The following is a 12,368-nucleotide window of genomic DNA, read 5'->3' as shown; positions in this document are numbered from 1 at the left end:
AAGCAGGTTTCTCGGACATTGAATGGCTTATGCCATCAGAAACAGGGTATTACCAACCGATTGTAACTGCTCGAAAGAAATCGTAGTGAGGATGGTGCAGATGTCTCAGCCACAAGTATATGTTCGATTCCCTGAAGAAGCGGATATTGCCCAAATCATTGCAATGAACAAGCAAAACAGGGCGTTTTTCGAGAAATTTTCTCCAAGCAGTTCAGATGATTATTACACGGAGGAGCATCAGCTCCAATGGCTGAATAAGAGCAGGGTCGATCGAATGGAGGATCGCAAATATTCCTTCGTCGTTTGSCAAACGGAAGATGAACGAATTGTCGGCACCATTGGGCTGACCTATGTCGTGCGTGGACCGCTCCAGAGCTGCATGATTGGCTACAATCTGGACCAGGCAGCTAATGGCAAGGGCTATATGACGGAAGCAGTGAAACAGGTAGTGCGTTATGCCTTCGAGGAATTGAGACTTCACCGGATCGTCGGCGAAGCTTCCCCGAAAAATCCAGGTTCTATCCGCGTGTTAGAGAAGGCCGGTTTCCACAAAGAAGGCATCTCTCGCAGCAATGTGAAGATCAACGGCGTATGGGAGGACCATCAGGTTCTAGCTATTATCAATCCGTCTCGGGATATCTAGTTCATGTAAGATGACCTTCAGCTTCTAGCTGTTGGTCTTTTTTTGGTAATCCTCTACAGAGCATTTGTGCGGATAAATTAGAGGGCTTGACTTGGAGTTAACTCCAAGGAGTAAACTAGTTTTGTAGGAAGCGTAATTAAAATTGAAAGTGAGGAACAATCAAATGGAATATGTGAAACTTGGGCATACAGGATTGGATGTATCACGTCTTTGTCTGGGATGTATGAGCTTTGGTGTTGCAGAGCGATGGGTTCACCCCTGGGTGCTTGATGAAGAGCGCAGTCGTCCAATTATCAAAAAAGCACTGGAGCTTGGTATCAATTTTTTCGATACGGCGAACGTATATTCAGACGGAACCAGCGAGGAGATCGTTGGACGAGCTCTGAAGGATTATGCCAATCGCGATGAAATTGTTCTTGCGACAAAGGTTCATTTCCGTATGCATCAAGGTCCGAATGGTGCTGGCCTTTCCCGAAAGGCAATCATGAGTGAGATAGATAAAAGTCTTAAGCGATTGGGAACAGATTATGTAGATCTATATCAAATCCATCGCTGGGATTACCATACACCGATTGAAGAAACGATGGAAGCCTTGCATGATGTGGTTAAGGCTGGGAAAGCACGATACATTGGCGCTTCTGCCATGTACGCCTGGCAATTCCTCAAAGCCTTACATACAGCTGATAAAAATGGATGGACCCGGTTTGTGTCGATGCAGAATCATTTGAACCTCATTTACCGTGAAGAGGAGAGGGAGATGCTGCCGCTTTGTAAGGAAGAAAAAATCGGTGTGATTCCATACAGCCCGCTTGCTTCTGGAAGATTAACACGTGATTGGTCGGAATCCACACATCGTTCCGAAACGGATCAAGTTCAGAAAACGAAATATGATGCGACGGCAAATACGGATCAACTAATAGTTGAGCGTGTTGCAGCCATCGCTGAGCATCATGGTGTCCCTCGTGCCCAAATCGCTCTTGCTTGGTTGTTGCAAAAAGAACCTGTTACTGCACCTATTATTGGTGCAACGAAAATGTCTAATCTCGAAGACGCTGTCGCTGCCCTTACGATTTCGCTATCACGTGAAGAAATTGCTTCACTGGAAGAGCCGTATGTTCCACATCGGGTCATAGGTGCTGTTTGATAAAAATACCGGCAGAGAACGGGTGATTTAACATGCTAATAGCCGAAGCAAGCGAGAAATTTGACCTGTCACAAGACACACTACGCTATTATGAACGAATCGGACTTATTCCAAGAGTGAACCGGAATAAAAGCGGAATCAGGGATTATACGGAAGAAGATTGCAGATGGGTTGAATTTATTAAATGCATGCGGGGCGTAGGTCTTCCTGTTGAAGTATTGATCGAGTATGTGGGGTTGTTTCAACAGGGGGATGAGACCAAAGGGGCTAGAAAAGAGCTCTTAGTTGAGCAGCGTAAGCAGCTCCGAACAAGAATGGAAGATATGAAGAATGTGTTGGAACGATTAGATGATAAAATTAACAGATATGAACAGACCATTGCAGCAAGAGAAAAAAAAAACCTGAATAAATAACCACATGCGACAACGCGCTATTATTCCGTTATAATAGGAGTTGAAAACGTTTCCGAGAGGGGCTGTGACTGTGGGTAGAAACGATCGATTAGGCGAGCGGTTGACTCCGCTGCTGAAGAGCTTTATGGAAAAAGGGCYCGTTGGTTGCGCTTGTACGGTAGTGCACCGGGGAGAAGTGATCTACCAGGAATCCCTGGGATATGCTGATTTGGAACAAAAGCAAGAGATCAATTCAAACACACTCTACCGGATTTATTCCATGACGAAAGTAGTTACCTGTGTTGCAGCGCTCATGCTTTATGAAAAGGGTCTCTATCTACTTAATGACCCACTAGGCGATTATTTGCCGGAGTTTCAAAACCCGCAGGTGTACAAGTATAACGATTTCGGTGTGAAGACACTAGTCCCAGCGGGAGCCCCGATCCGAATCAAAGATCTGTTTATGATGACCTCGGGGATTACATATGGCGGAGATGGAAATGAAACCGAACGCCAGACTCGCGCAAAAATGGAAAAAGCAGCCGAGACTATGGATACTCGAACGGCTGTCAAGGCTATTGCGTCCGTGCCGCTCGCCTTCGAGCCTGGGACACGCTGGAAATACGGGATGAGCCATGATGTTCTTGCCGCATTAATAGAAGTGTTATCAGGCCAAAAGTTTGGTGAATTTCTGGAGAAGGAAATTTTCGAGCCTCTCGGTATGAAAGACACCTCCTTCCGTATTAGAGAAGACCAGCGTGATCGCCTGTGCACGATGTATGATTGTGCTGCTGATGGCACAATGACGCCTAACAATAGATTGGATTCCTGTTATCAGCCTGATTGTCAGCTGGAAAGCGGCGGAGCAGGGCTGCTTTCGACGATTGGGGACTACAGCAAGTTCGCCCAAGTTCTAGCGAATGGCGGAGAATTGAACGGGACGCGTATCCTTAGCTCAAAAACAGTTCAATTGATGGCAACGAATCATTTGAATGCTCAGCAGCTCCGTGATTTCGACTGGACTCAAATGAGCGGTTATGGCTATGGCCTAGGTGTTCGCGTCATGCTTGATCCTGCGGCTGGTGGAATTAACGGTTCGATCGGTGAATTCGGTTGGGCGGGTATGGCTGGATCGTATCTATTAATCGATCCCAAAGAGGAGCTTTCTATCGTATACATGCAGCAATTGCTGCCGAGTCGTGAGCCTTTTATTCATCCGCGGTTGCGCGCTGTTGTTTATGGCGCAATGGAGTGACGAAGATATAGATGAGGAATTTATGTGGAATGAATAAAGAATAAACACAAGAACCCACAGCCCTTGCTGTGGGTTCTTGTGTTTAGGATTTTCAGTGAACTACAGTCAACTATTTCGCTGGAAATGCACACTTATTCAACAATGTTGATCTTCACATCAATATTGCTCCTAGTTGCTTTGGAGTAAGGGCATATTTGATGTGCAGCTTCAGCAAGCTCTCTGGCCACTTCCTCGGAAACCCCGTCAACTGTTACATCGAGTTCTGCGGATAATTGAAAACCGCCGTCGTCCGTTTTGTTAATAGTTATATGGGCAGTTACTTGCGTGCCCTCTACTTTGATGCCTTTTTGGCGAATCGCCAGATTCAATGCGCTATCGAAACAAGCGGAATATCCAGCTGCAAAAAGTTGCTCCGGATTCGTGCCATGACCACCAGGCCCCCCGAGACCTGTAGGTGTTTTGAGGTCGAGCGAGATGACTTGATCGGAAGAAACCACTTTCCCGCTTCTTCCTCCAACTGCTGTTACGGTAGCTGTGTATAGGCTTTGCATGATATTTTGCTCCTTAATTTCCATTTTTGATTTCATTCAACTATACATTTCCCGAAAAAAGTGGATATTATGAGAAAATTTTCTTTATTTTAAACCCCCTGCTTGGGTGCCTTGTAGATATGGGAATTACGGCCAATTATGACTTAAAAAGTAGATCGTTGGCGAATAGACTATACATATAAGGGGGAACGTCCATGGGTACCATCGCAAATCGATATATGATCGTTCAACCACTTAAGCAAATGACGAATGGGCTGATCGTTAGAGGGAAGGATTTAATCTCCAGACGAGATGTTCTTATCTATACCGTTCCAGAGAGTGATGAATCAGCGAATGAGGAAACTTTACGATGGATGAAAAAAGCGTCTCAGATCTCCAACGAGAACGTCATGCCGATTATGGACGTCGGTTCGGAAGAGGGAACGTTATTTGCCGCACTTCAGGCGGAATCGGGATATCTATTGTCCGATAAGCTGAACAATCTGGAGATGACAGGGCACCAAGCACTCGCCTATGTACATGAGTTGTCTAAGGCCATTCGAGAAACACAAAGGAATCAGCTGTTCGAATGTTCTGTTGATGCGGATAATCTCTGGATCGAAGAGAATGGACAGCTGCTAATCATGAATAGTTGGGCGAAAGGGAATAACGGAAGACGTGGTGTTCCGGGTCTGGCACTGCTTCTCTATCAACTGGGTGCAAAAACGGATGTTCCAACTTCCTCCATGAGTGCTTACTCATTTGAGATGAGTTTGTTGTTTGCAGATTTGGTAGAAGGAACTAGGGAACGTGCTGTAGGGTTAGCCTGCAAGGCGTATGAAGGCTTGTGCACGCTAGAGGATTTTCAACGGGAGCTTGAAGCTCTTCTTGGAATTGTTGGCGAGAGGAGAGAGCCTCTTCTAGAAGCATATGTAGATCCTCCTAAAACTAGGGGGAAAAAGGCTGCTTACAAATGGCCAATGATCGCGACTGCTGGATTCGGTGTGCTTGTTGTACTCCTCTTTCTGTCATTGCGTCCGCACTCGGAATATACGAACGATGCCATACAGCAAGCGATTTCGACGCCAGATACCGCAGCGGCATCGACTGGTAGGATAGAGTCGACGAAAACTCCCGCTTCTGCATCTTCAGTACCTGCCCCAACTGCCGCACCGACGGCTAAGCCTACAGATGCCGCAAAGCCGACTGGTGATGGCGCGGTACAAGACAAGCTGGTCCTCGTCCCTGATTTGACTGCTCATACGAGGGAAGACGCAGAGAGGATGGCACTGGAAGCAGGTCTTCGCTACCAGTTCTACTTGGAGTCGAATGGAGCTGATGAAGGAACTGTTTTCAAACAAGACATTGCTTCCGGGACGGCTATTCCTAGTRGTGATCGGATTACATTTTGGGTGAGCAAAGGGCCGTAAAGCGAGCTGAGTCTGCTCTGAGACTGCATACATTTATTTCCGCAACCCTTCTTTCCTAATTTCGGAAGGGTTTTTTCCTCTTACTTTTTTGAACTGTCTGCTGAAAAAAGACAAATCTTTATATCCCAGTGCTTCTGCGACCTCAGAGGCATTCATCCCGTTATAACGCAGTAATTGTTCGGCCCGCTCAATGCGGATCTGAATGATATATTTTTCGAGGGATATCCCCATAATTTCTTTGAACTTCAGAGAAAAGTAGCGCGGAGATAAGTTGGCATTCTCCGCCAATGATTCAAGCGAATGTGGTACGCCTGGTGTCTGACGAATACGGTGAGCTAACATTCGAATGAGTGAGGTTAAATGATCGGCTGGACGTAAGCTCGGCTGATCTTCTTCACGTTTTAACTGCATCAACATTAAGGTCAACAAGAGCTTTCCCTCTACAGCGGAATCTTTCGTGTTCTCCAACATCGTTTCCACATAACGATTCAGATAGGTCTCGAAAACGAATCGATCCTTCACAGTGTGATTACCGGATGGCATTGACGGCAGTAATGGCTTATAGTCAGCCAAAGAAAAGTGAATGTAGGTGACCGTTAATGGCTGCTGCGGATCATGACTTGCTGCCGTTGTGTCTCCCGGACTGAATACGAAACATGTTCCTCCACCAATCGGATAGGTCACCTTGTTTCGAAGCATCGTGCCTGTTCCGTTCCAAGCATACCAGAGATCGAAGTCTTCGAGTGGCTGCTGCCGTGTATCCCATTTCCATGTCCGCTCGCAGGTGACTTTGCCGAAGTTGCCATTTAAGCCTAGTTGTGAACTAAATTCCACGTTCAAGTATCTCCTTTGTGTAGAAAAGTACAAACATTTCGTCGAGTAGTGAATTCATTTTACACCGAATAATCAGTAATATGAAGTTATTCAAGATAGAAATAGTACAAATATTTGAAGGAGATGTTTTGATATGCTGCATCCTTTTATGGGGATCGAACATTGGGATCGAATTGGTTTGTCTGTCGAGGCATCGGCTAAGCGTCTTCAGCGCATTGCGTACGTTGATCGGCGTTGTATGAGGCTTGAAGCGGGCCACATGACAGCACGGCCTGAATATGAGGTCAAGGGAGCGTTAGCTCGGTTCACATGGCAGGATGCTGAATTCTATAACCAGTTCCGCAATCGCTGCAAACAGCTTCGGATGGGTGCGCGAGCTTTTGAGAAGTGCCCAGATGATGCGTTAGATTTGCTGATGCTTAAAATTCTGGAATCGTCCAATACGCTGAACTTGTTGGTCGCCTTATTTGAGGTGTTGAAACCAGCGATGATCGAGGCCGTGAATAGGTATCTATCTGAAGCTCAGCCGCTCGTTGATGAACCGACGATACATCTATTACAGCACCAGCTCATGGATCGCCAAGGGCAGATGGTTTGGGGCGAGCAGGCGATTGCTCACTTTATGGAATCCGCTAGCAGGGAGGAGAAAGTGAGTGCAGAGCGCTGGAAGCAGTATATTCAAGCGTTGCTGCAAGCAGCTGGGGGGATTGATGGATGCGAGGATAAGGTATCGGTGGATCCGAGTTTGTTTGTAAGCACGGAAGCGTTTCAGCTTCCATTCACGAGCACCAGAGACAATCGGTTCAGCACGTCTGTTGTCAAAATGAAAGGAATGACATTCGAAGACAATGATGAAGGACGTTTTCTTCAAATGATGCTGGCCCGCTACTTCGAGATGTCGCCAGCCGAAGGCGTCGCTTATGTACACTTCTCTACGGAAGGGAAGCCGTGGTCCTTCTACCACGATACCGCGAGGCATTTATGGGATGAGGTCCGGCACTGCTGGTTCGGAGAAGCGGCGCTGCGGAGCAAAGGCTATGATGTTCATGCCATCCCGAATTGGACCGGCTGGTATGATATGACAAGTCAATTGTTTAATGACGATGAAGCCTATACACATTTAACAATTGCCATTGAGAAAGCAGCGATGAAATACCCTCCGGGAAAAAGGGAGGAATGGGAATTCTGTCGGGATATCGCCAAAGACCCATTGATGACGACGTTCCAGGATTTCGACTGGGCTGATGAGGTGGTTCATGCGGGATTCGGCCAGAAATGGATTATTGATGAACTGTTTCAAGGAGACAATGTGAAAGCATTGGATGCTGCGGAAGCTACTGTGGCGAAACGAGCTGTGTATATGGACAGCTTCGATAAAGAAGGGAATGTGCCGCCGCCAAGCCGCTTTGCGGGCAATTATTAAAGAAAGAACAGGCTGCTGATAGACTTCGGAAAGGGTTACCCTTACGGATTAAATCGGCAGCCTTTATCTTTGATATTCCTTGGGAGTGAAACCTGCCATGGGTAGAGTTGTTTCTCCAAAGTAGTCGTTTTTCCAGATGATTCACTAATATTCGAATTATTCGTAATTATGTGCAAAATTCGTATTACTGCGGGTTTATTTTCATTAGCATTGCTACTAATATAAGGATTAACGTTAGCTGCATGAACAGACAGTGCAAGTGGGAGGGATAGCGGGTATGAAGCTGGCAGTAATGGGCGCAGGGGCTATAGGTGTCAAACATTTAGAGGCAGCAAGGGAGATTGATGGATTGGAGCTAGTTGCAGTTGCTGAAATTAATGAATCTCTTGCCTTGGAGACAGCTAAGACATTTGGCATTCGGGCATATACAGAGTACCAAGAAATGCTGCAAACAGAAAAACCAGATATTGCAGTGGTTGCGCTGCCACATTTTTTGCACAAGGAAGTGTCTATTCGCTGTGCCGAACATGGCTCTCATATTTTACTTGAAAAGCCGATGGCCCTGAATACAGCGGAATGCGATGAGATTATTGCTGCTGCTGAGCGTTATGAGGTCAAGCTGATGGTTGGTCATACCCAACACTATTTTCCAGAGAATATTGAGGCTAGACGGATTATTGAGAGTGGCGAGCTAGGAAAGCTAGTTATGATTAATGATATACGGCACGTAAACTATTATAGAGCAGATCGACCCGGGTGGTTCTTCGAGAAGAGGAAGGCAGGAGGAGGCATCATGACGAATCTGGGAGCGCATTCTATTGACAAAATTCAATGGATAACACAAAGCAGGGTTACCAAGGTGAAAGCGTCCGTAAGCTTCCATGAAGAACGGGGTGATGTTGAAGGCAGCGGAGTTCTTTTTTTGGAAACGTCCTCAGGAGTTCCAGCGATGATTATGCAATCCGGATATCCAGGAGTTTCCCGTAATGAAACGGAATTTATTTGTACAAAGGGAATGCTCAAGCTAGAGACTGGTAAAGGCTTGTCGATAAGCCGTAACGGAACTTACGAGCCAGTACGACTGAAGCCAGCTGAGAAACCCTTGGTTAAGCAATTAATCGATTTTATGGATGCGATTACAAACGATGCCATGCTGGATTGCTCTGGTGCGTATTCCCGAACTGTCGTTTCTGTCATCGAGAGTGTATATGCTTCAAGTGAGACAGGAAGCGAACAAGTAGTGAAGTAAATAACGAAGAAGCGAGGAGGAATATAGATATGAGTGAAAAAATGAGATTTGCTGTCATAGGAGCCGGTGTTATTGCTCCATCTCATGCGAAGGCTATCGTAGGTAATTCTCAAGCGGAACTGGTTGGCATCGCAGATGTTGAGATAGAAAAGGCTGGCAAAATAGCTTCAGATTTTTCGATTCCACATGTGTATCAGGACTATCAGCAGCTGCTGAAACGTGATGATATCGATGCTGTTACGGTAGCCGTACCAAGTGGCTATCACGCAGAAGTTGTTATTGCCGCAGCACAGGCAGGCAAACATGTGTTATGTGAAAAGCCGCTTGATATCACTGCGGATAATATGACGCTAATGATAGAGGCTTGCCGCAAGGCAAATGTGAAACTCGGCTGCGTATTCCAACGCCGTGTGACTGAGGCTTCTATTGTTGCGAAAAAAGCCATTGAGGCTGGCAAGCTGGGTAAGCTGGTGCTTGGCGATGCTTACCAGAAAAGCTATCGCAGCCCACAGTATTACAAAAGTGCCGGCTGGCGCGGCACTTGGGCTATCGATGGCGGCGGCGCCCTGATGAACCAAGGTGTGCATGGCATCGACTTGATTCAGTGGCTGATGGGAGATGTCCAGTCCGTCTTCGCTTATTCGTCCGCGCTGGTACGTGAAATAGAAGTGGAAGATACGGCAGTTGCCGTTGTGAAGTATAAAAGCGGCGCATTCGGCGTGATTCAGGGAACTACTTCCGTGTATCCGGGGCAAGAGACACGCTTCGAGCTTCACGGGGAGAAAGGCACGATCATATTTGATGATACAGGGTTCAAGCAGTGGAAATTTGCAGATAGTGAGGAAGAAGCGCCTAAGGTAGAACCAAGAGTAAGCGCTAAGAATGATCCTTCGCATATCGCCAATGACGGGCATTTTTTATTGGTGGATGATTTAATCCAAGCAATCCGTGAAGATAGGGATCCGATGGTTTCGGGAGAAGAAGGAAGGAAAGCAGTGGATTTGATTCTTGCTATTTACGAATCGGCGCGCATCGGGAAAGAGATTATTATGAAATAGCCCTCTGCTGATGACATGACATAGGAATACGTAGAGGAGGAGTTGTTTGCTAGATGATACAAGACACCTGGGGCAGAGGGATGAATATCAAAAGCAACGAACAAGTTGAAGGCAAGACTAGTCTTGCGGGTAGACATTACCGTACAGGAGTGCCGATAGAAGTTACCATAGCGAGCGGCTGTATTGCGGATATTCAGTTAATAGACGCCGCCGAGCTTCAGGAGCAGCTGCCATGGATCGGACCCGGTCTGGTCGATCTGCAAATCAACGGTTTCGCAGGAAAGGATGTCAATCAAGCTCCGTTGGCGAAGGAAACGATAATGGAACTGACGCGTGATCTTTGGAAAAAGGGTGTCACCACCTATTATCCAACGGTAATCACGAACAGTGAGAATAAGATTAGCCAGATACTTGGCGCCATATCGGAAGCTTGTCGCAAGGATCCTCTTTCTGACAGCTGCATCCGTGGAATTCACCTGGAGGGGCCGTTCATTTCGTCGGAGGATGGACCGCGGGGAGCCCATGGTAAAGCATACATTACAGCTCCGAATTGGGAGTTATTCCAGCGTTGGCAGGAAGCTGCGGAAGGCCGTATTGCCTTGGTGACGATGTCTCCGGAATGGCCGGAAGCTGGTGGTTTTATCCGACGCTGTACAGATAGCGGCGTTACGGTATCTATTGGGCATACCAATGCTTCGCCCGAACAGATCCGTTCAGCGATAAGCGCTGGGGCTAGGGTGTCCACGCATCTAGGCAACGCAGCTCACCTGATGCTGCCAAGGCATCCGAATTATATTTGGGAGCAGTTAGCGGCAGATGAGCTCTGGGCGTGTATGATCGCTGATGGGTTTCATTTACCTGAATCGGTGCTTAAAGTATTCATGAAGGTAAAAGGTGACAAAACAATTCTCGTCAGTGATGCTGTCTATTTAAGCGGACTTGAACCAGGACGCTACAAGACGCACATTGGTGGTGAGGTTGTGCTGGCTCCAAGTGGTAAGCTGCATCTTGCTGAAAATCCTAACTTGCTGGCTGGATCCGCACAAATGCTGCTGTGGGGCATTCAGCATCTAGTGAAGAAAGGCTTAAGCAGCTTGGCTGATGCATGGGATATGGCATCGATCAAGCCGTCAGAGCTAATGGGCCTGCCGACAGCTAATGGACTTCAACAAAATGCCCCGGCGGATATCGTGTTATTTGAGTGTATGGACGATCGTTCGTTGCATATTTTGAGCACTTTTAAAGAGGGAAGGCTCGTAGGCTCGTATCACAAGCACAATAATAGCTGAGAAGTACAGAAAGGAAGTACAGAAAGGGCTGACTATAATGACTACCCCCAAATCGTTGATAATCGGGATGATCGGACTTGACACCTCACACTGCACGGCTTTCACTAAGCTGCTAAACGAGCAAGATAATGAGTTTCATGTTCCCGGGGGGAAGGTCATGTATGCTTTTCCCGGCGGATCACCTGATTTTGAAATGAGCTATTCGAGACTGGAGCGGTTCACAAGTGCGATTAGGGACGAGTACGGTGTGCAGTTGCTTGATTCTCCCGAGGAGGTAGCGGAACGTTCAGATGCGATTTTGCTAACTTCTGTGGACGGACGTGTTCATTYGGAGCAGTTCCGTAGAATTGTTACGTTTAACAAACCGGTGTTCATCGATAAACCGTTTGCCATTTCAACTATGGATGCGAAGGAAATGATACGACTGGCGGCTGACTATAACGTGCCGTTGATGAGTGCATCATCGCTGCGTTATGAGCAAGGGCTGGTTGATGCGCTTTCAGAGGGAACAGATGATATCATTGGTGCTGATTGCTACGGACCGGCAGAACTGCAGCCAACGCAGCCCGGCCTGTTCTGGTACGGTATTCACGCTGCAGAAATGTTGTATCGCATTTTAGGCGAAGGCTGCGTGCAGGTAACAGCAAGCACGAGCGAGCTGCATGAGCTGGTCGTTGGTGTTTGGCAGGATGGTCGAATGGGGACTATTCGGGGCAACAGGCAGGGAAATAAATCGTTCGGGGCCGTCATACACCGTGCGAATGGAACGGAATTCGTAGATGGCGACAAGCATCCGAAACCGAAATATGCTGGTCTAGTCGAGGCGGCTGTGGCCATGTTTCAATCGGGAACGCCATCTATTGCTCCTCAAGAAACGGTTGAAATCATTCGCTTCCTGGAAGCTGCTAACGAGAGCCGGGCAACTGGAAAAACGGTAAAGCTCTAAACTATTTTCCGCAAATCATACAATCTACATATTTGAAGGAGTGTATAACTTATGATAGAGGACCGACTTGGCGTCATTAGCGATGAAGTAAGCAATGATTTCATAGAAGCGCTGGATTGGATACAAGCTGAAGGCTTGAAATATGTGGAAATTCGAATGGTGGACGGAATAAATG

12 protein-coding genes are annotated in these 12,368 nt (G+C 47.0%); 10 read left to right on the top strand and 2 right to left on the bottom strand.

Features of this window, described 5'->3' with window-relative positions; all coding sequences use genetic code 11:
• Positions 1-100 precede the first annotated feature (100 nt).
• From AC1DUA_RS06085 to AC1DUA_RS06070, 4 genes are all read left to right on the top strand, one after another.
• Complete coding sequence (locus AC1DUA_RS06085) at positions 101-643, top strand: GNAT family N-acetyltransferase (protein WP_477498872.1); 543 nt, start codon at positions 101-103, stop codon at positions 641-643.
• A 163-nt stretch (positions 644-806) separates the two neighbouring features.
• The gene (locus AC1DUA_RS06080) at positions 807-1,787 is read left to right on the top strand and encodes an aldo/keto reductase (protein WP_477498871.1); all 981 of its coding nucleotides are present in this window, start codon (positions 807-809) and stop codon (positions 1,785-1,787) included.
• Between the two features lie 32 nt (positions 1,788-1,819).
• Entirely contained in the window at positions 1,820-2,200 is a 381-nt protein-coding gene (locus tag AC1DUA_RS06075) for a MerR family transcriptional regulator (protein WP_477498870.1), read from the top strand.
• Positions 2,201-2,270: 70 nt separating this feature from the next.
• Entirely contained in the window at positions 2,271-3,434 is a 1,164-nt protein-coding gene (locus AC1DUA_RS06070; protein WP_477498869.1) for a serine hydrolase domain-containing protein, read from the top strand.
• Between the two features lie 131 nt (positions 3,435-3,565).
• Here the strand turns inward: AC1DUA_RS06070 and AC1DUA_RS06065 are convergent, their stop codons facing one another.
• On the bottom strand, positions 3,566-3,985 hold the full coding sequence (locus AC1DUA_RS06065) for an organic hydroperoxide resistance protein (protein ID WP_477498868.1): 420 nt from the start codon (positions 3,983-3,985) through the stop codon (positions 3,566-3,568).
• 194 nt (positions 3,986-4,179) lie between these two features.
• Between AC1DUA_RS06065 and AC1DUA_RS06060 the strand changes: the two genes are divergently transcribed.
• A complete protein-coding gene (locus tag AC1DUA_RS06060) occupies positions 4,180-5,394 on the top strand; it encodes a PASTA domain-containing protein (RefSeq protein ID WP_477498867.1) in 1,215 nt (404 codons plus the stop codon).
• Positions 5,395-5,427: 33 nt separating this feature from the next.
• On the opposite strand, the gene AC1DUA_RS06055 is transcribed toward AC1DUA_RS06060, so the two are convergent.
• Entirely contained in the window at positions 5,428-6,228 is an 801-nt protein-coding gene (locus tag AC1DUA_RS06055; protein ID WP_477498866.1) for an AraC family transcriptional regulator, read from the bottom strand.
• Positions 6,229-6,361: 133 nt separating this feature from the next.
• Between AC1DUA_RS06055 and AC1DUA_RS06050 the strand changes: the two genes are divergently transcribed.
• The 5 genes from AC1DUA_RS06050 to AC1DUA_RS06030 all read left to right on the top strand — a co-directional run bounded on the left by AC1DUA_RS06050 (position 6,362) and on the right by AC1DUA_RS06030 (position 12,193).
• The gene (locus AC1DUA_RS06050) at positions 6,362-7,651 is read left to right on the top strand and encodes a hypothetical protein (RefSeq protein ID WP_477498865.1); all 1,290 of its coding nucleotides are present in this window, start codon (positions 6,362-6,364) and stop codon (positions 7,649-7,651) included.
• A 277-nt stretch (positions 7,652-7,928) separates the two neighbouring features.
• Positions 7,929-8,900 carry a Gfo/Idh/MocA family protein gene (locus AC1DUA_RS06045; RefSeq protein WP_477498864.1) on the top strand — a complete coding sequence of 324 codons (972 nt, stop codon included), beginning with the start codon at positions 7,929-7,931 and terminating at the stop codon, positions 8,898-8,900.
• 29 nt (positions 8,901-8,929) lie between these two features.
• Positions 8,930-9,958, top strand: coding sequence for a Gfo/Idh/MocA family protein (locus AC1DUA_RS06040; protein ID WP_477498863.1), 1,029 nt, complete (start codon positions 8,930-8,932; stop codon positions 9,956-9,958).
• Positions 9,959-10,011: 53 nt separating this feature from the next.
• Positions 10,012-11,247: an N-acetylglucosamine-6-phosphate deacetylase gene (locus AC1DUA_RS06035; protein ID WP_477498862.1), complete on the top strand. Its 1,236-nt coding sequence runs from the start codon at positions 10,012-10,014 to the stop codon at positions 11,245-11,247.
• 37 nt (positions 11,248-11,284) lie between these two features.
• A complete protein-coding gene (locus AC1DUA_RS06030; protein WP_477498861.1) occupies positions 11,285-12,193 on the top strand; it encodes a Gfo/Idh/MocA family protein in 909 nt (302 codons plus the stop codon).
• The last annotated feature ends 175 nt before the right edge of the window (positions 12,194-12,368 follow it).

This window comes from Paenibacillus sp. 01T422 (assembly GCF_056398785.1).
The sequence above is the reverse complement of the archived record's forward strand: the minus strand, read 5'-3'. Positions and strand labels throughout refer to the sequence as shown.